The following is an 18,619-nucleotide window of genomic DNA, read 5'->3' as shown; positions in this document are numbered from 1 at the left end:
GGTTCAGCTCTCCAGGTGTGCGGTGACGGGAACGAGGGGTGCAGCGGCGGTGCGCAGGAGCTCGTCGATCACGACTCGCTCGACCACCTCCTGGGCAGGACCCCAGCCGTGGCGGACGCCGGCGGCGGCCTCCCGACCGGAGCGCGGGCGCTCGACGGCCCGTCCGAGGGCCGCCGCGATGCCTGCGGGGGTGGGTGGGGCCCAGACGGCGCCGCCGTGCGGCAGATCGGCCCGGGCGTCGTCCGAATCGTTGACCACGGCGACGGCACCGCAGGCGAGCAGCTCCTCCGCGACCAGCGAGATGTTCGTGAACGAGAGGGCGATGCCGGCGGAGCAGCGGTTGTACAGTGCCGCGAGCTCGGTCGGAGCCAGCGTGCCGTGCTCGATCACGGGGACGTCCCACGCCCCGGGCGCCGTGCCGTACACGTGGATCGGCACTGCCGGGTGCGCGTCGTGGAACAGCGAGAGTGCTCGGCGCCCGAGGAGGTAGCCGCGTCGATCCGCGGACGGCTTCGCATAGAACACGACTCCCGACCGCTCTCCGTCGGTGTTCTGCAGCGTGTAGGTCCGGGTGTCGCAGCCGAACGGAGCGAGATCGCTCGAGATCCCGAGCCGATCGAGGTGCGAGCGCACCATCTCTCCGAGCGCGATGGTCCTGAAGCCGAAGCGGTAGCTGTCCTCCGCGAGCGCGGCCAGGGTGCCGCGCGGGTGGAAGAAGGGCTCGAAGTCCTGCACGAAGTACAGGCGCGCCATCGGAGCGGTCCCGCGGGTGGCGAGGACGTGCGCCGTCTCCCACGAGGTCGCGACGGCCGCATCGACGCCCACGATGCCGTCGTCGGCACTGCGGATGTCGACGTCGAGCCACGGCCACGACGCACGGATGATCGCCGCGCGCTGCTCGAACTCGGCGCCGTGACGGTCGTAGAGGAAGAGGGTGCAGCGGTGACCGCGCTCGACGAGACCCTGCACCATCCGGAAGAGGGTGGTGTGCCCTCCCGAGCCGCGATCGGGTGGGGTGCAGATCCAGCCGATGCTCGCCGAGCCCGTGACGGGGCCCGGCGCTGCGGGGAGGTGCAGGGTCGCCGAGTCGGCGATGTCACCGGGGAGCAGCGGCATGTCGAGCTCGCCGACACCGACGCGGTCGCCGAGCGCACGGACGGCGCGCTGGAGCAGATCACGGCGTCCGGTCGTGCGGAGCCGGCGGACGAGTTCGCGCGGAACGCGTGCGGCGCGCATCAGAAGCTCCCCTCGCGGTGCCAGCGGCGCCACGACCGATCGGTGCGGACCCGGCGCGCCATGCGCTCCGCGAGGAACCGCGGGGCGAACCGCGCGCCGCGCTCCGGCGAGAGCAGGCGCGACTGGAGGCGCTCCCACTCGGGCAGCCAGGCCGCATCGCGGAAGACCGCCCGGGCGAACGCGCGGTGCTCGTCCAGCTCGGCGCGTGTCGCACCTCCGCTGTCGAAGCGCTGGGCGCCCCGCTCGAGTGCCGAGCGGGCGAGGGCGGCGCGGGCGAGGTCCTCCAGCTCGACCGCGTCGGCGAGGGCGCCGCCCGGTGCGGCGAAGAAGGTCTCGAAGGCGAGCAGCCGCTCGTGCAGGTCGCGCAACGGCGTGACCACGTCCGATCGGCTGCCCGAGTGCTCCCGGTGCCAGGCCTGGTCGACACCCTGGATGTAGGCGACGTCGGCCGCGGCCGAGAGGCGCAGCCACAGCTCGAGGTCGTACGTGTGCGGCAGCGGACGCGGCCAGCCCACCCGGTCGAGGACGGAGCGGCGTACCAGCACTTCGGGAGAGGTGATGACGTTGACGCCGGTGCGGCAGCGCTCGTGCAGCCAGTCCTGTCCCCGCCAGAGGATCCACGCGGTGGCGGTGCTGCGCGCCTCCGGACGCTCGGTGCCGTCGGCGAAGTGGAGGGGATGCCCGTACACCAGACCGACCGACGGGTGGACGCGGGCGACCGCGACAGCGCGCGCCAGCGCACCCGGAGCGATCACGTCGTCGGCGTCGAGGTACCACGAGAACTCTCCCGTGGCGGCCGACAACGCCACCAGGATGCTGCCGACCGGACCGCGGTTGCGCGGACTCGCGATCACCGTCACCCGCTCGTCCTCGGCCGCGAGGGCTCGGGCGATCGCGAGCGAGTCGTCGGTCGAGCGGTCGTCGACGATCACGACCTGCACGTCGACACCCTCCTGGGCGAGGGCGCTCTCCGCCGCCTCGCGGAGGAACCGGCCGTAGTTGTAGAGGGGGATCAGCACCGAGACCGTTGCGGAGGCGGTCTCCGCCGCCGTCACCGGCACCGTCCGGCCCGATCGGGGCTCGGCCTCCTGCACGGGGACGGGGGTCATCGGAGCGCTCCCACGTTCGGGGCACCCGCGCGCAGGGCTCCGACGAGCGACTCGGCCACGTACTCCTGCTGCGCCGAGGTGATCCCCGGGAACAGCGGGAGCGTCAGCAGCTCGCCCGCGAAGCTCTCGGCGCGAGGCAGCGAGACGGGGCGCTCGGCCGCGAAGGGCGCCATCAGGTGCACCGGCTGCGGGTAGTGCACACCGGTCGCGACTCCCGCCGCGCCGAGCACCTCCCGCACGCGCTCGCGCTCGGGAGTCCGCACGACGTAGAGGTGGTGCACGTGCTCGTTTCCCGGGGCGGTGCGCGGGAGGGTGAGGCCGCCGACTCCGTCGAGCAGCTCGCCGTAGCGGGCGGCGGCGTCGCGGCGCTGCCGGTTCCACTCGTCGAGGTGCGCGAGCTTGGCGCTCAGCACCACGGCCTGCAGCGAGTCGAGGCGCGAGTTCGTTCCCAGCACGTCGTGCCGGTAGGCGGTGAGCCCCCCGTGGTTGCCGAGGCGGCGGACGGCCGCGGCGAGCTCGTCGTCGTCGGTCATGACTCCGCCTGCGTCGCCGTAGGCGCCGAGGTTCTTGCCCGGGTAGAAGCTCGTGCCGGCGATCGCGCCGAGCGAGCCGGCCCGTGCGCCGAACCGCCGCGCGCCCTGGGCCTGCGCCGCGTCCTCCACGATCGTCACCGCCGGGCCGACCGCGGCCGCGAGCTGCTCGACCGGGGCGCACTGACCGTAGAGGTGCACCGCCATCACGGCGCGGGTGCGCGGCGTGACCGCGGCCGCGGCGGAGGCGACGTCGATCAGGTAGTCGTCGTCGCAGTCCACGAACACGGGCCGGGCCCCTGCGCGGACCACCGCCTCCGCCGTCGCGACGAAGGTGTTGGCCGGCACGAGCACCTCGTCGCCCGGGCGGAGGTCGAGGGCGAGCAGGGCCAGCTCGAGAGCGTCGGTCCCGTTGCCGACGCCGACGGTGTTCCGGACGCCGCAGTAGGCAGCGAACTCCTCCTCGAAGCGGGTCACGTCGGGCCCGCGCACGAACGACGAGTCGGCGAGGACGCGGTCGAAGCCCTCCCGGATCACGTCGGCGACGACGAGGTGCTGCAGGTGCAGATCGGCGAGCGGGACGATGTGCTCGGAGTCGAGAGCGGTCATGACGCGGTCCTTCGGTCGGAGGCGGAGAGGTCGCGCACACGGGCGAGCAGCCAGGTGCGCAGGAGGAGGAGGTAGACGAGGGCGCCCAGCGCGCCTCCGCAGAGCAGGGCGAGCCAGTCGGCGTCGAGGCCGACCGCGCCGAGCGCGAGGGGGACGAGAGCGGCCGCTCCTGCGGCGAGCGCCGCCGCGAGTGCGGGAGGGAGGAGGGAGCGGCCGATGGCGGGCAGATCCGCCCCGATCGTGCGCAGCAGCCAGACGAAGGCCGGGCCGACGACCAGCGCCGCCACTCCGATCTGCGCCCAGGCCGCTCCGACGAAGCCGCCCAGCAGCACGGCGGGGATCAGGGCGAGCGTGAGCGCGGCGAACCACACGCCCTGCACGATCGCGACCCGTCCCGAGCCGCCCTGCGCGAGAGCGGCCGAGCTGAAGAGGTCGTAGACCACCCGCAGCGCGCCGACGAATCCGAGGAGCGCCAGCGCACCGGCCGCGGGCGCCCAGGTGGAGCCGTAGACGAAGTGGACCAGAGGACCCGCGAGAACCGCGAGCATCGCGCCGAGCGGAGCCGCGAGCGCCCAGGTGAGACCGGCCGCGGCCGGCAGCGGCGCGGGACGTCCTTCCTCGTGCGCTCGGGAGAACGCGGGCAGCGCGACCGACCGCACCACCTGGCCGACCGCGGTCATCGGCCAGGTCGAGATGTTGAACGCGAGCACGTAGTAGCCGAGCGCCACCGGGTCGATCAGACCCGCGATCACCACCTTGTCGGTGCCGAGCACGCCCCACGAGATGAGGTTCGCGATCGCCACCGGCAGGCCGAAGCGCAGCGCGGAGGGGGCGACGGAGCGGTCCCAGCCGAACCGCGGCCGCTCGCGAGCGGCGACGAAGAGGAGCACGAGCGTGCAGCACTGCGCCGCGACCCGCGCGATCGCCAGCGAGATCACTCCGCTGCCCGCCGCGAGCAGCGAGAGCGTGATCGTCGTCGAGACGGCGAAGTCGACGGCGGCGATCACGAACAGCGGGCGCTGCGCGAACCGGCGCTGCAGGGCGGCGTAGGGCGCGACTCCGGCGCCCGCGAGCGGCAGCGTGACGGCGAGCACCGCCATCACACCCGCCGACTCCGGCGATCCGGTCAGGGTCGCGATCGTCGGGGAGGCGGCCGCCATCGCGGCCCCCAGCGTCCCGCCGATCACGAGCCCGAGCACCGACACCGTGGGGGCGCGGCGCTCGGGGTCGGTCGAGCGGATGAGATCGGTGCTCAGCCCGAAGTCGGAGAGCGCCATCAGCACCGACTGCACGGTGAGCGCGAGCGCGTAGACGCCGAACGCCTCCGGCGCGAGGATCCGCGCCAGTACGATGCCGAGGCCGAGGCTGCTGAGCCGGAGCGCGATCGTGCTGAGCGCGCTCCAGCCCAGCGCGCGGACGACCTTCCCGCGGCCGACGCCGGCCAGCGTCGCGGTCACGAGAGCACCACGGCGCTCATGCGCGGGCCTCTTCGCGGCTGGTTCCGGCGCGACGGATCGACGCCGGTTCCAGCCGGGCGGCGGCCGGCACCCCGACCCAGGTCTCCCCGGCCGGCTGGTCGCGCAGGAGAACGGCGCCCATCCCGAGCGTCGCCCGGCGTCCGATCCGCGAGCGCTCTCGGACGGACGCTCCCATGCCGACGTACGCCTCCTCGCCCACGCGCACGCCACCGCCGAGGGTGACCCCGGCGCAGAGCGTCGCGTACGAGCCGATGCGGTTGCCGTGGGTGAGGGTGACGTTGGGCATCGTGACGACGTGGCGCCCCAGCGAGACGTCTGCCGTGAGGACGACGCCGGCGAGCACGATGCTCCCCGCCCCGATCCGGCAGTCGTCGGGCACATGCACATCGGGATGGACCAGCCGCGCGTAGCGGGAGTCGACGACTCCGACCGCGCGCAGCCGGTCGACGAGGCGGGCTCGGGCGCTGCCGTGGCCGACGCAGACGACGATCTCGGCGCGCGGGTGCTCGCGGACCGCGTCGAGTCCGCCGATGACGGGGACTCCACCCAGTTCGGAACCCCAGCGTGCCGCACCGTCGTCGACGACGGCCACCGGTCTGTGGCGGCCGGACGCGGCGACCAGCGCGAGAGTCTCCCGCGCCAGGCCGCTCGCGCCGACGATGATCAGCTCAGGCATCCGCGGGCACCTCCGTGAGGCGCGAGGGGGCGAGGACGGCGTCGATGACGCGGTCCTGCTCCACGGCGGTGAGGGCGTGGAAGAGCGGCAGGATCAGCGTGCGATCCGTGAGGCGCTCGGTCGCCGGCAGGCGATCCGCGCCCGGGTGCTCGCGGTACGGAGGCTGGCGGTGGGCCGCCATGATGCCGCGCCGCGCCGAGATCCCGCGCGAGGCGAGCTCGGCCATCAGCCCGTCGCGATCGAGCGGGTACTCGTCGCCGACCTCGACCCAGAAGGACTGCACATTGCCGGTGCCGTGCGCGGGGTCCTCGACCGTGCGGAGCCCCGGGACGTCCGCGAACGCCTCCGAGTACCGCGCTGCGAGTGCCCGCCGGCGCGACACGAGCGCCTCGAGCCGGCCGAGCTGCACGAGACCGAGTGCGGCCTGCAGATCGGTCATCCGGTAGTTGAAGCCGACCTCGTCGTACTGCTCGGGAGGCGAGAGCAGACTGCCGTGGCGGTCCGCCGCCGACACCGACATCGAGTGCTCGCGGAGGCGTCGCGCACGCGCCGCCAGACCGGCGTCGTTCGTCGTCAGCATCCCGCCCTCACCCGTGGTGAGGAGCTTGCGCGGGTGGAACGACCACGCCGTGAGCTCGGCGGACGCTCCCACTGGCCGGCCGCGGTACTGCGCTCCGGCTCCGCAGGCCGCGTCCTCGAGCACGACGATCCCGAGCGGATCGCAGAGCGCGCGGATCGGGTCCAGGTCTACCGGGACTCCGCCTTGATCGACCGCGATGACGGCGCGGGTGGCGGGGGTGAGCGCCACCCGGATCGTCTCGGCGGTGACGTTCCCCGTGGTCGGGTCGACGTCGGCGAAGACGGGGCGGGCGCCGGCGTGCACGACGGCGTTCGCCGTCGCGATGAACGAGAAGGAGGGGACCACCACATCGTCACCACTGCTCACGCCGGCGACGACCAGGCCGAGGTGCAGGGCGGTGGTGCAGCTCGAGAGTGCGACCGCGTGCTCGACGCCCATCGCCGCGGCGAACGCCTCCTCGAAGCGCGCGACCCTCGGGCCCTGCGCGATCCAGCCCGAGGCGACGACCTCGGCGAGGGCGTCCACCTCCTCCTGACCGAGCCACGGACGCATGACGTCGATGCGCGGCAGCACCTCGGCGCTCATCGGTTCGCCCCGCTCAGCAGAGGAGCATCGATGCGCTCGCCGCGCCACCACTGCACGAGCGAGCGCAGGCCGCTCGCGAGATCGACGTCGGCGACGAAGCCGAGCTCGTCGCGCGCCGACCGGGTGTCGGCCAGGCGGCGCGTGACGCCGTTGACCTGGCGAGCGGGCGCGAACTCGACGTCGAGGTCCGACTCCATGACCTCCAGGAGCGTGCGGGCGAGACCGAGCAGGCTCGTCTCGACTCCGGAGCCGATGTTGAACGCACCGTCGTGGCCGGCCGTCGCCGCGAGCACATTCGCGCGGGCGACGTCGTCGACGTGCACGAAGTCCATCGTCTGGCTGCCGTCGCCGAGGATCAGCGGAGGCACGCCCGACTCGATCCGCTCCATCCAGCGCACGAGCACCTCGGTGTAGAGGCCGTGCACGTCCATCCGCGGTCCGTAGACGTTGAAGTAGCGCAGCGCGGTCGAGTGCAGGTCCGACATGGCGCCGAAGCTGGTGAGCATCCCCTCGGTGAACGCCTTCGCGGCACCGTAGAAGGTGTCGTTGGCGTAGGGGTGGTGCTGCTCGTGGGTCGGGAAGCGCGTCGCGAGGCCGTAGATCGACGCGCTCGAGGCGGCGACGACCCGGCCGACGCGGTGCGCGGCCGCGGCCTCGAACACCGTGAACGAGCCCTGGGCGAGCACGTCGAACGCGAGGCGGGGATCCTCGGCGCACTGCGTGATGCGGATCGCCGCCTGGTGGAAGACGACGTCCTTGCCGCGCGTGACCGAGTCGACGAGGTCGCGGTCGCGGATGTCGCCCTCGATCAGGCGCACGCGACCGTCGGCCAGTGCGCTCTCGAGGTTCTCGCGGCGTCCGCGCACCAGGTTGTCGAGCACATCGACGCGGTTCACGCCGGTGGCGAGGAGGCGGTCGACGATCGTCGATCCGATGGTGCCCGCACCACCGGTGACGAGCACGTCCGCCCCGGCGAGCGAGGTGGGAGCGGGGGTCAGCGCAGCCACGAGGCCTCCTCGAGACGGAGCGCCGGAGCGCTGGTGCGGCTGACCTGGCCGGCGTCGAGGAGCCGGTCGCTGACCTGCTCCAGCACGCTCAGCACGCGGAGGGCGGCGCGCCCGTCGGTGCGGGGCGCACGGCGCTCCGAGATCGAGGTCGCGAACTCGCGGACCATGTCGGCGAGCGGCTCGCGCTCGGGCAGGGCCGGCGACCAGGTGTCGCCGAGGCGGTACGAGATCGCGGCGTCGCGGCGCGAGGCGCCCGTGCGCAGCGACGAGGTCAGGTCGACTCCCCGGTCGAACACGCTGAGCCGCTGCTGCGGGTTCACGTCGTCCCAGACCAGCGTGCGCTTCGAGCCGCCGATCACCATGCGGCGGATCTTGGTGGGGCTCAGCCAATTGACGTGCACGTTCGCGATCGCCCCGTCGCCCAGCGGCACGGTGAGGTAGCCCACGCAGGCGCGGCCGGAGCCGAGCGGGTCGGAGCCCTGGGCGGCGACGGCGCCTCCGCGCAGGCCGCCGGGGATGATGAAGTCGAGGATCGACAGGTCGTGCGGGGCGAGGTCCCAGAACACGTCGACGTCGGGCTGGATCAGCCCGAGGTTGATCCGGACCGCGTCGACGAAGAGCACGTCGCCGAGCGAGCCGCTGGCGATCAGCTCCTTCATCTTCAGCACGGCAGGCGTGTAGCAGTAGGTGTGGTCGGCCATCAGTACGACACCCGCGCGCTCGGCGGCGTCGACCATGTCGATCCCGAGGACGCTGGAGTCGGCGAGCGGCTTCTCGACGAGCACGTGCAGTCCTGCGGCGATCGCGGCCATCGCGATGGCGTGGTGGGTCCTGGCGGGCGTCGCGATCGCGATCGCGTCGAGCCCGGGCAGGTCGAGCACGTCCGACAGCGAGCGGAGGACGGGGACGGAGCCGTTCGCGCGGGCGACGGTCTGCGCCCGCACCGGGTCGAGGTCGCAGACCGCGGCCAGCTCCCAGTCGGGGCTGGCGGCGAAGTTCCGGGCGAGGTTCGGGCCCCAGTAGCCGGCGCCGACGAGCGCGACGCGGAGCCTCCGGGAGGGGATGGTGGTTGTCATGGCGGGTTCCTTCGGGTGAGGAGGGCGGCGTGCGGGCACGCCGAGGGGACCGCGCTCTCCGACCAGGGAGAGGGGGAGCGCGGACGTGGTGGGAGGCGCGGAGCGCGCCGGAGGGGACGGCGCGATGGGCGCCGCGGGCGCAGAGCGCGCCGGAGGAGTTGACGCGAGCGCGTCAGGACGGGGAGGCGCCGATGCGGGGTCCGGGCATCAGCGAGCGGACGGGCCAACGCAGGGGCGTCACCGGGTGTGGTGCCTGGGAGGTGAGCGGAGGTGCGTCAGTACGCGCCGACCGGCCGCAGCATCACGCGCAGCGTCCGCCAGAGGATCAGCAGATCGCCGGCCAGCGACCAGTTCTCGACGTAGTAGAGGTCGAGACGGATCCCGTCCTCCCAGTCGAGCTCCGAGCGCCCGCCGGTCTGCCACAGCCCCGTGATACCGGGCTTGATGTACAGGCGCCGGTTCACGGTCTCGTCGTAGCGCGCGACCTCGCTCGGGAGCGGCGGCCGCGGCCCGACGAGGCTCATGCTGCCGCGCAGCACGTTCCAGAACTGCGGCAGCTCGTCGAGCGAGTAGCGCCGCAGCACGCGGCCCAGCGGCGTGACCCGCGGGTCCTCCCGCAGCTTGAAGAGCAGGCCGGACCCCTCGTTCGCCGCCTGCAGCTCCACGAGCCGTGCCTCGGCGTCGACCGTCATCGACCGGAACTTGAGCATCGTGAAGGTCCGCCCGGCGCGGCCCACCCGCTGCTGGCGGAAGAGCGCGGGCCCGGCGCTGTCGCGCTTGATCAGCACGGCGAGCAGGGCCAGAGCCGGCGCCAGCACCAGCAGTGCGGCGGAGGCGACGATCACGTCGACCGCGCGCTTCAGGGCGTGCCGAGGGCCGGAGTAGCGCGGCGGCTCCACCCGCATCAGCGGCAGGCCGTCGACCGGTCGCCAGTGGATCCGGGGACCCGCGACGCTGCTGAGCCCGGGGGCGAGCACCAGCTCCACGGCGAACGGCTCGAGAGCCCAGCACAGCCGGCGGAGGAACGCATCGCCGCCGTCGACCGGACCGGCCACGATGACCGCATCCGCTCGCCGCTCGACGACGGACTGGGGCACGCGGTCGACCGTGCCGACGATCGGCAGGGATCGCCCGCGGACGCAGATCGAGCGCTGATCACCCGTCGGGTCGGCGAGCGCGACACCGACGACGTCGTACTCGACGCGTCCGCGCCGCCGATCGATCTGCGCGACGACGTGGGCGACGTCGCTCGACCTGCCGAGCACGATGACCCGCGAGAGCGCCCGGCCGGCCCGGCGCTCTCTGGCCAGTCGGCCTCTGGTGAGGGCGTGCGCCGCCAGCATGCCGGCGAGACCGATCGGCAGCGCCACCACGACGAGCAGGCGCGGCAGGTCGACTCGCGTCAGCACGGAGGCGACGGAGGCGATCCCGAAGGTCAGGATCGTCGCAGACAGGAGCCGGCGGAACTCGTCCGCACCGACTCCGAGGAGCTGGGGGAGGCGGCGCAGCGCGAGCTGGACCGCTCCGATCCAGAGGGCGCCGAGAACGACCGCGACGACGAGGTCGCGCATCGAGGGCTCGGCGGCGAATCGCAGGGCGGCCGCCAGAGCGACGGCGCCGAGGATGACGAGGGTGTCCGCGGCCAGGACCCTCCGCGAGAAGCGCCGACGCCAGTCCGATGCCGCAGCCCTCGGGGCGGGCACGAGGACGAGGGCGCCGGGTTCATCGCGCTGGGGAGGCCGGGCCGCGGCGGAGACGGCGGTCACCGCCGGCTCCTGCTCTCACCGCCGCTCGTATCTCGGGTCGCCGGAGGGTGGCGACGGCAAGTCGAGGGTGGACAGAGCCGGTGGGAAGGCACGCCGAAGAGGCGCACCGAGGGTGCGTACATGTGGGATCAACCTGCATTTCGGGTTTACAGGGAAGGGGTTTCTCAGGTGGGCGCTGACCGCGCCGCGGTTTCGGGGCCGCCGTGCGTCATCGCCTCGTCGACGCCACGCCGCTCGCCCTGCTCCCAGGATGGGCAGGGTTCGTGAGGTGGAGCCTCGTGTCGGTCGGCGGTCCCGCGTCAGGGTTCGCGGGCCCCGCCGGATCCGGTGGTGCTCTGCTGAACCTAGTGGCAGATCTGTCGCGTCATGCGACCCCATTACGGGGGTAATCGATTCAGTTACACGGGTCCTCGGACCTCCTGCCGCAGCCCAGCCGGCGCCCTTCTAGAATCGACTCGGTGTCGACTGCGCGATCGGGTCGCGCGTCGGCGTCGAGGGTTCCCGAAAGCCCCCGAACGCCAGGAATCGTGAGGGAGCAAGAGGGATCCCGGCGCGGCTCGGAAGGTCACCTTCCGGGCCGCGCTCCCCGGCCTCCCGATATCGCTCCGGCGTCTTCTCCCCGTGATATCCGAGCACGTGCGGCGATTCTCGTCGCGTCGCGCATCGAGGCTCTCGTCCTCAGAGGAGATCGGGACGCCGACCGGGCTTTCCTCCGAGTCTCCGCCTCCCTCGCACTGTGTCGATACTGCCTCGAGGCGGCTTCGAGGGAAGAGCGCGACAAGTCGTTCCGGATATCGCTCGGCTCCTATCGACGGATATCGATCATCACGGGTGCGGATTCCCTCTATAAGCCCCTTTCTCAGGCGAGATCCGGCCCCTCCGCCACTCCCGACCCGGAACGGCCGTGGCGGTCGGCCGAACCCCCGCAGACGGCTAAAGTCGAGGGGTCTGCGAAGCCTGAGGAGTGTCCGCGCGTGTCGAACGAATCGTCGAAATCACCCGAGAACGAGTCGTCGATCGAGGTGACCGAGGCCGGAACGGGCTTCACGCACTTCACGGATCGGGCCGTCGTGGCCCTCCACGTCAACGGAGAACTGCGCGATCTGGCCACTGAGGTCGTCCCCGGCGACCGCATCGAGCCCGTTCTGATCTCCTCGCCCGACGGACTGAACATCCTCCGCCACTCCGCCGCCCACGTCCTCGCGCAGGCCGTGCAGCAGATCAACCCGGAGGCGAAGCTCGGGATCGGCCCGCCCGTGACCGACGGCTTCTACTACGACTTCGACGTCGAGGAGCCCTTCACGCCCGAGGCGATGAAAGCGCTCGAGAAGGCGATGGACCGCATCATCCGGCAGGGCCAGCGCTTCGTCCGTCGCGTCGTGACCGAGGAGGACGCCCGCGCCGAGCTCGCGGGCGAGCCCTACAAGCTCGAGCTGATCGGCCTGAAGGGCGGGGGAGCCGACGACGAATCGGTCGAGGTCGGCGGCGAAGAGCTCACGATCTACGACAACGTCGACCCGCGCACCGGCGACACCGTCTGGAAGGACCTCTGCCGCGGTCCGCACCTCCCGAACACCCGGATGATCGGCAACGGCTACGCGCTCACCCGCAATGCCGCCGCCTACTGGCGCGGCTCCGAGAAGAACCCCCAGCTGCAGCGCGTCTACGGCACCGCCTGGCCCACCAAGGACGAGCTGCGTGCGCACCAGGCCCGGCTCGAGGAGGCGGCGCGCCGCGACCACCGCAAGATCGGCCACGAGCTCGACCTCTTCTCCTTCCCCGACGAGATCGGCTCCGGCCTCGCGGTCTTCCACCCCAAGGGCGGCATCATCCGCTACGAGATCGAGCAGTACATGCGCGAGCAGCTGCTCGCCCACGACTACGAGCTCGTCTACTCGCCGCACATCACCAAGGGCGACCTCTTCATGACGAGCGGCCACCTGCAGTGGTACGCCGAAGGGATGTTCCCTCCGATGCATCTCGACGAGCTGCAGGACGACGACGGCAACATCACCCGGCAGGGCCAGGACTACTACCTCAAGCCCATGAACTGCCCCTTCCACAACCTGATCTTCCGCTCGCGCGGACGCAGCTACCGCGAGCTGCCGCTGCGCCTGGCCGAGTTCGGCACCGTCTACCGCTACGAGAAGAGCGGCACTCTGCAGGGCCTCACCCGCGTCCGCGGCCTGACCCAGGACGACGCGCACATCTACGTCGCTCAGGAGGACGTGGCCGCCGAGCTGACCCGCAACCTCGAGTTCGTGCTCCAGGTGCTGCGCGACTACGGCCTCGACGACTTCTACCTCGAGCTCTCGACGAACGAGGAGGGCAACCCCAAGTTCGTCGGCGACCCCGAGCAGTGGGAGGCGGCGATCGAGTCGCTTCGCGCCGTCGCCGTCGCCTCGGGCCTCGAGCTCGTCCCCGATCCGGGCGGCGCCGCGTTCTACGGCCCCAAGATCTCCGTCCAGGCACGCGATGCCATCGGCCGCACCTGGCAGATGTCGACCATCCAGCTCGACTTCAACCAGCCCGAGCGCTTCGAGCTCGAGTACACCGCGTCCGACGGCACCAAGAAGCAGCCGGTGATGATCCACCGCGCCCTGTTCGGATCCATCGAGCGCTTCTTCGCGATCCTCACCGAGCACTACGCCGGCGCCTTCCCGGTCTGGCTCTCGCCCGTCCAGGTCATCGGCATCCCGATCGCGGACGAGTACCTGCCCTACCTCGAGGGCATCATCGGCGACCTCAAGGCGTCCGGTGTCCGCGCCGAGATCGACTACTCCAGCGACCGCATGCAGAAGAAGATCCGCACCGCGACGCTGCAGAAGATCCCCTTCCAGCTGATCGTCGGCGAGAAGGACCGCGACGCCGGAGCGGTCAGCTTCCGCTTCCGCGACGGGACGCAGGAGAACGGCATCCCCGTCGCCGACGCCGTCGCCCGCATCCGCGAGGCGATCGCGACGAAGGCGCAGGTCTGATGGCCGACCACGATCCGGTCCCCGAGGGCGCGGAGGGGTCCGCTCACCTCGCGGGCGTGCCCGACGAGTTCCAGCGCCTGTGGACCCCGCACCGGATGGTCTACATCCAGAAGGGGCAGCCCGGTGCGCACGACTGCCCGTTCTGCGTGGCGCCCACGCTGAGCGACGAGGAGGCGCTCATCGTCGCCCGCGGTGAGCACGCCTACGTCCTGCTCAACCTCTTCCCCTACAACTCAGGCCACCTGCTGGTCTGCCCGTACCGCCACATCCCGCTGTACGACGAGGCCACCCCGGAAGAAGTGGCCGAGATCGGTGCGCTCACCCAGACCGCGATGCGCGTGATCCGCGAGGTGTCGAACAACGACGGGTTCAACCTCGGGATGAACCAGGGAGCGGTCGCCGGGGCCGGGATCGCCGCGCACCTGCACCAGCACGTGGTGCCGCGCTGGGCGACCGACGCCAACTTCTTCCCGATCATCGCCCGCACCAAGGCGCTGCCGCAGCTCCTCGGCGACGTCCGAGCGAGCATCGCCGCCGCCTGGCCCGCCGGCTAGACCGTGGTGCCCCGCCTGTCCAGAGCCGCGGGCATCCGGCACCCTCTCGTAGACTCAGTGCTGCCGTCGGCGGAAGACGCCGCACAGAACAGGACACAGCGAACATGACTGACACCACCACTTCGTCCTCGTCCGCCCCCGAGCAGTTCGGCTCGAGCCGCGTCAAGCGCGGGCTCGCCGAGATGCTCAAGGGCGGCGTCATCATGGACGTCGTCAACGCCGAGCAGGCCCGCATCGCGGAGGACGCGGGAGCGGTCGCCGTGATGGCACTCGAGCGCGTCCCCGCCGACATCCGCTCGCAGGGCGGCGTCGCGCGGATGAGCGATCCCGACCTCATCGACGGCATCGTCGCGGCGGTCTCCATCCCCGTGATGGCGAAGGCGCGCATCGGCCACTTCGTCGAGGCGCAGATCCTCCAGGAGCTCGGCGTCGACTACATCGACGAGTCCGAGGTCCTCTCGCCCGCCGACTACGTGAACCACATCGACAAGTGGAAGTTCACCGTCCCCTTCGTCTGCGGCGCGACCAACCTGGGCGAGGCGCTGCGCCGCATCACCGAGGGCGCGGCGATGATCCGCTCCAAGGGCGAGGCCGGCACCGGAGACGTCTCCGAGGCCACCAAGCACATCCGCACCATCTCGGCCGAGGTCAACCGCCTCACGTCCCTCACCCACGACGAGCTCTACGTCGCGGCCAAGGAGCTGCAGGCCCCCTACGACCTCGTCGTCGAGATCGCGCGCACCGGCAAGCTGCCCGTCGTGCTGTTCACCGCCGGCGGAGTCGCGACTCCGGCCGACGCCGCGCTGATGATGCAGCTCGGCGCCGACGGCGTCTTCGTCGGCTCCGGCGTCTTCAAGTCGGGCGAGCCCGCGAAGCGCGCCGCCGCGATCGTGAAGGCCACGACGTTCTACGACGACGCGAAGGTCGTCGCGGAGGCGTCCCGCGGACTCGGCGAGGCGATGGTCGGCATCAACGTGGCCGACGTGCCCGCGCCGCACCGCCTCTCCGAGCGTGGCTGGTAGCGCCGACGCGCCCGTCGCGGGCGAGGGCGAGACGCGCGAGTCCCTCGAGGGGCTGACGGTGGGCGTCCTCGCCCTCCAGGGCGACTTCCGCGAGCACGCCCACGTGCTGCGCGAGCTCGGCGCCGAGGTGGTGCTGGTGCGCCGCCCCTCCGAGCTCGCATCGGTCGCCGGTCTCGTCATCCCGGGAGGCGAGTCCACAGTGATGGACAAGCTCTCGCGCCTGTTCGGCCTCGCCGAACCGGTCAGGGAGGCGATCGCGGCAGGTCTGCCCGTCTACGGCACCTGCGCCGGGCTGATCATGCTCGCCGACCGGGTCCTCGACCGCATCGACGGACAGTCGAGCTTCGGCGGCCTCGACGTGACCGTGCGCCGCAACGCCTTCGGGAACCAGCTCGACTCCTTCGAGACCGACCTCGACATCCCCGCCATCGGCGACCCGCCGATGCACGCGGTCTTCATCCGCGCGCCGATCGTCGAGGAGGTGGGGGAGCGGGCGACCGCTCTCGCCTCCGTCGCCGACGGCCGCGTCGTCGCCGTCGAACAGGGGAGCCTGCTCGGCACCTCGTTCCACCCCGAGATCACCGGCGACTACCGCTTCCACGAGCTGTTCCTGCGGAAGGTCGCGGCGACCCGCTTCGGGGGTTGAGCCGCGCGCCCCACCAGGGGTGGACGGTGTCGGAGGTGCGGTCCACAGTGGTCGCATGCCCGAACTCCCCGAAGTGCACGCGCTCGCCCGCGACCTCGACGAGCGGCTCGGCGGCCGCGTCCTCGAGAGCGTCGGCGTGTACGCGATCTCGGCACTCAAGACCGTCGCGATCCCGCCGTCGTCCCTCGCGGGGCAGACGGTTCACGGAGTGAGCCGGCACGGAAAGTTCCTCGACCTCGCGATCGGGGATGCGCACGTCCTCCTGCACCTCGCGCGCGCCGGCTGGGTGCGCTGGCGGCCCGAGCGGCCCACTGCTCCTGTGAAGCCCGGGCGCGGGCCGCTCGCGGCGCGCCTCGTCCTCGACGACGGGTCCGGCTTCGACATCACCGAGGCGGGTACGAAGAAGAGCCTCGCGCTGTCGATCGTGGCGGATCCGCGTGACGTCCCCGGCGTCGCCCGCCTCGGCCCCGACCCGCTCGACCCCGCCTTCACGAAGGACATCCTCGGAGCGATCCTCGCGACGGCCGGTCGCGCCCAGCTGAAGGGCGTCCTCCGCGACCAGTCGCGCATCGCGGGCATCGGCAACGCGTACTCCGACGAGATCCTGCACGTCGCCCGGATGTCGCCGTTCAAGCCCGCCTCCGTGACGCCGGAGGAGCTCGACCGCCTCTACACCGCCCTCCGCTACACCCTCGAAGAGGCGCTGACCCGCGCCGAGGGCCTGCACGCCGCCGACCTGAAGCGCGAGAAGAAGCTCGGCATGCGCGTCCATGGCCGCACCGGCGAGGCCTGCCCTGTCTGCGGCGACACCGTCCGTCAGGTGATCTTCGCCGACTCCACCCTCCAGTACTGCCCCACCTGCCAGACGGGCGGGAAGCCCCTCGCCGACCGTGTCCTCTCGCGGTTGCTGCGCTGAGCGCAACAACCGCGTCGGCGCCGGTCCCTGCCCGGCGCCGCGCAGTCGGCTCCCAGGGGTAGTCGCGCAGGTGGAGCGTGTTGCGAACGGCTACGCCGATTCGCTGACACGCGAATCGCCTGTCCGCCTCGTAGCGGGTCGCCGATCTGCAGGCTGTTCTTCTGGGACGTGATGCCTGCGGAGACGTCTTCGCGGGGCCGACCCGCCGTAGACGGCCCGTGTGAGTGACTCCGATGGGGCTTCTCCGACGGATCGAACCAGCATCGGGTCGTCGGACGCGGCGACCACCATCTGCGAGGCGAACAGGCGATTCGCGTGCCAGCGAATCGTCTGAGACGGTCGCGACCCGCTCCACCTGTGCGACCACCTCTGTGGGCTGACTGCGTGGAGCCGGGCAGGGACCGGCTCCGTCGAGGGCACCGCGAACCGGCGATTCGCGCCCCAGCGAATCGTCGTAGACGGTCACAGGACGCTCCACCTGCGCAGTCACCTCGGAGAGCCGACCGCGCCGGCCCGGCTGAAGGTGTCGGCGAACAGGCGATTCGCGTTTCAGCGAATCGTCGTAGACGGTCGCAAGACGCTCCACCTGCGCAACCACCCCGGAGAGCCGACCGCGCCGGGCCGGGCAAGGACCGGCCCGGCTGAAGGTGCAGGCGAACAGGCGGTTCGCGTTTCAGCGAATCGTCGTAGACGATCGCAGGACGCTCCACCTGCGCAGCCACCTCGGAGAGCCGACCGGACCGGCCCGGCTGAAGGTGTCGGCGAACAGGCGATTCGCGTTTCAGCGAATCGTCGTAGTCGGTCGCAAGACGCTCCACCTGCGCAACCACCTCGGAGAGCCGACCGCGCCGGGCCGGGCAAGGACCGGCCCGGCTGAAGGTGCAGGCGAACAGGCGATTCGCGTTTCAGCGAATCGTCGTAGTCGGTCGCAAGACGCTCCACCTGCGCAACCACCTCGAGGAGCCGACAGCGAGGAGCCGGGCAGGGACCGGCTCCCCGTTTACACTGATACGGCCAAGCAGCGGCGCCCTCGGGGGTCGCACGAAATCGAACATCCGAGGGAGCACCGTGTCCGGGCATTCCAAGTGGGCCACGACCAAGCACCAGAAGGCGATCAAGGACTCGCGCCGCGCGAAGTCGTTCGCCAAGCTGATCAAGAACATCGAGGTGGCCGCCAAGATCGGCGGCGCCGACCTCTCCGGCAACCCGACGCTCGTCGATGCCGTGCAGAAGGCCAAGAAGACCTCGGTCCCGAACGACAACATCGACCGCGCGATCAAGCGCGGAGCCGGCCTCACCGGCGAGGTCATCGACTACACGACGATCATGTACGAGGCCTACGGCCCGAACGGCATCGCCCTGCTCGTCGAGTGCCTGACCGACAACAAGAACCGCGCCGCGGCGGACGTCCGCACGGCGATGACCCGCAACGGCGGCACGATGGCCGACCCGGGCAGCGTCGCCTACAACTTCGCCCGGAAGGGCGTCATCACCGTTCCGCACGGCGACGACGTCACCGAGGACGACGTGCTCGGCGCGGTCCTCGACTTCGGAGTCGACGACGTCATCGACCACGGCGAGAGCTTCGAGGTCCGCACCGAGCCGAGCGAGCTCGTCCCCGCTCGCTCCGCGCTGCAGGAGGCCGGTATCGACTACGACGCGGCCGACGTCGAGTTCGTCGCCTCGCTGCAGGTCGAGGCCGACGCCGAGACCGCCCGCAAGGTCTTCCGCCTCATCGACGCGCTGGAGGACTCGGACGACGTGCAGAACGTCTACACGAACCTCGACATCACCGCCGAGGTGCGTGCCGAGCTCGAGAACGACGAGGAGTAGCCCGGTGGTCCTGGTCCG

General features: G+C 71.7%; 15 protein-coding genes. 6 read left to right on the top strand and 9 right to left on the bottom strand.

What is annotated here, in order from left to right; translation table 11 throughout:
• Positions 1 to 3 precede the first annotated feature (3 nt).
• The 9 genes from ASG06_RS13275 to ASG06_RS13235 form a co-directional block, all read right to left on the bottom strand.
• Positions 4 to 1,236: a rhamnosyltransferase WsaF family glycosyltransferase gene (locus ASG06_RS13275; protein ID WP_056043531.1), complete on the bottom strand. Its 1,233-nt coding sequence runs from the start codon at positions 1,234 to 1,236 to the stop codon at positions 4 to 6.
• Positions 1,236 to 2,345, bottom strand: a complete 1,110-nt coding sequence (locus tag ASG06_RS13270) for a glycosyltransferase family 2 protein (protein WP_056042985.1) — start codon at positions 2,343 to 2,345, stop codon at positions 1,236 to 1,238. Before ASG06_RS13270 ends, ASG06_RS13275 begins: the two co-directional genes overlap by 1 nt.
• Positions 2,342 to 3,484 (bottom strand): DegT/DnrJ/EryC1/StrS family aminotransferase, encoded by a 1,143-nt coding sequence (locus tag ASG06_RS13265; RefSeq protein WP_056042981.1) that lies wholly within the window; start codon positions 3,482 to 3,484, stop codon positions 2,342 to 2,344. Before ASG06_RS13265 ends, ASG06_RS13270 begins: the two co-directional genes overlap by 4 nt.
• A complete protein-coding gene (locus ASG06_RS13260) occupies positions 3,481 to 4,941 on the bottom strand; it encodes an oligosaccharide flippase family protein (RefSeq protein WP_056042979.1) in 1,461 nt (486 codons plus the stop codon). Before ASG06_RS13260 ends, ASG06_RS13265 begins: the two co-directional genes overlap by 4 nt.
• Before the next feature lie 16 nt (positions 4,942 to 4,957).
• Complete coding sequence (locus tag ASG06_RS13255) at positions 4,958 to 5,638, bottom strand: acetyltransferase (protein ID WP_056042976.1); 681 nt, start codon at positions 5,636 to 5,638, stop codon at positions 4,958 to 4,960.
• A complete protein-coding gene (locus ASG06_RS13250) occupies positions 5,631 to 6,803 on the bottom strand; it encodes a DegT/DnrJ/EryC1/StrS family aminotransferase (protein WP_056042973.1) in 1,173 nt (390 codons plus the stop codon). The genes ASG06_RS13255 and ASG06_RS13250 overlap by 8 nt, the downstream gene beginning before the upstream one ends.
• The gene (locus ASG06_RS13245) at positions 6,800 to 7,810 is read right to left on the bottom strand and encodes an NAD-dependent epimerase/dehydratase family protein (protein ID WP_231727731.1); all 1,011 of its coding nucleotides are present in this window, start codon (positions 7,808 to 7,810) and stop codon (positions 6,800 to 6,802) included. The genes ASG06_RS13250 and ASG06_RS13245 overlap by 4 nt, the downstream gene beginning before the upstream one ends.
• Positions 7,798 to 8,886, bottom strand: coding sequence for a Gfo/Idh/MocA family protein (locus ASG06_RS13240; protein WP_056042970.1), 1,089 nt, complete (start codon positions 8,884 to 8,886; stop codon positions 7,798 to 7,800). The genes ASG06_RS13245 and ASG06_RS13240 overlap by 13 nt, the downstream gene beginning before the upstream one ends.
• Positions 8,887 to 9,161: 275 nt before the next feature.
• Complete coding sequence (locus tag ASG06_RS13235) at positions 9,162 to 10,652, bottom strand: sugar transferase (protein WP_156465981.1); 1,491 nt, start codon at positions 10,650 to 10,652, stop codon at positions 9,162 to 9,164.
• A gap of 1,016 nt (positions 10,653 to 11,668) precedes the next feature.
• On the opposite strand from ASG06_RS13235, the gene thrS reads away from it, so the two are divergent.
• The 6 genes from thrS to ASG06_RS13205 all read left to right on the top strand — a co-directional run bounded on the left by thrS (position 11,669) and on the right by ASG06_RS13205 (position 18,601).
• On the top strand, positions 11,669 to 13,630 hold the full coding sequence (thrS, locus tag ASG06_RS13230) for a threonine--tRNA ligase (RefSeq protein WP_442965612.1): 1,962 nt from the start codon (positions 11,669 to 11,671) through the stop codon (positions 13,628 to 13,630).
• Positions 13,630 to 14,184, top strand: coding sequence for an HIT family protein (locus ASG06_RS13225; protein WP_056042966.1), 555 nt, complete (start codon positions 13,630 to 13,632; stop codon positions 14,182 to 14,184). The genes thrS and ASG06_RS13225 overlap by 1 nt, the downstream gene beginning before the upstream one ends.
• Positions 14,185 to 14,288: 104 nt before the next feature.
• Complete coding sequence (gene pdxS, locus ASG06_RS13220) at positions 14,289 to 15,206, top strand: pyridoxal 5'-phosphate synthase lyase subunit PdxS (RefSeq protein WP_056042963.1); 918 nt, start codon at positions 14,289 to 14,291, stop codon at positions 15,204 to 15,206.
• Between the two features lie 52 nt (positions 15,207 to 15,258).
• On the top strand, positions 15,259 to 15,852 hold the full coding sequence (gene pdxT, locus ASG06_RS13215; protein ID WP_056043520.1) for a pyridoxal 5'-phosphate synthase glutaminase subunit PdxT: 594 nt from the start codon (positions 15,259 to 15,261) through the stop codon (positions 15,850 to 15,852).
• A 55-nt stretch (positions 15,853 to 15,907) separates the two neighbouring features.
• Positions 15,908 to 16,768 carry an Fpg/Nei family DNA glycosylase gene (locus tag ASG06_RS13210; protein ID WP_056042960.1) on the top strand — a complete coding sequence of 287 codons (861 nt, stop codon included), beginning with the start codon at positions 15,908 to 15,910 and terminating at the stop codon, positions 16,766 to 16,768.
• Between the two features lie 1,068 nt (positions 16,769 to 17,836).
• The gene (locus ASG06_RS13205; RefSeq protein WP_056042958.1) at positions 17,837 to 18,601 is read left to right on the top strand and encodes a YebC/PmpR family DNA-binding transcriptional regulator; all 765 of its coding nucleotides are present in this window, start codon (positions 17,837 to 17,839) and stop codon (positions 18,599 to 18,601) included.
• Positions 18,602 to 18,619: the final 18 nt, after the last annotated feature.

This window comes from Rathayibacter sp. Leaf185 (assembly GCF_001423885.1).
GTDB lineage: Bacteria > Actinomycetota > Actinomycetes > Actinomycetales > Microbacteriaceae > Rathayibacter.
This window is presented reverse-complemented; position numbering and strand designations above follow the sequence as displayed.

Coding starts and splice junctions, on each gene's coding strand:
- ASG06_RS13225 (WP_056042966.1), top strand. CDS start 13,630: ATGGCCGACCACGATCCGGTCCCCGAGGGCGCGGAGGGGTCCGCTCAC.
- ASG06_RS13270 (WP_056042985.1), bottom strand. CDS start 2,345: ATGACCCCCGTCCCCGTGCAGGAGGCCGAGCCCCGATCGGGCCGGACG.
- ASG06_RS13210 (WP_056042960.1), top strand. CDS start 15,908: ATGCCCGAACTCCCCGAAGTGCACGCGCTCGCCCGCGACCTCGACGAG.
- ASG06_RS13275 (WP_056043531.1), bottom strand. CDS start 1,236: ATGCGCGCCGCACGCGTTCCGCGCGAACTCGTCCGCCGGCTCCGCACG.
- ASG06_RS13265 (WP_056042981.1), bottom strand. CDS start 3,484: ATGACCGCTCTCGACTCCGAGCACATCGTCCCGCTCGCCGATCTGCAC.
- ASG06_RS13255 (WP_056042976.1), bottom strand. CDS start 5,638: ATGCCTGAGCTGATCATCGTCGGCGCGAGCGGCCTGGCGCGGGAGACT.
- ASG06_RS13250 (WP_056042973.1), bottom strand. CDS start 6,803: ATGAGCGCCGAGGTGCTGCCGCGCATCGACGTCATGCGTCCGTGGCTC.
- pdxS (WP_056042963.1), top strand. CDS start 14,289: ATGACTGACACCACCACTTCGTCCTCGTCCGCCCCCGAGCAGTTCGGC.
- ASG06_RS13240 (WP_056042970.1), bottom strand. CDS start 8,886: ATGACAACCACCATCCCCTCCCGGAGGCTCCGCGTCGCGCTCGTCGGC.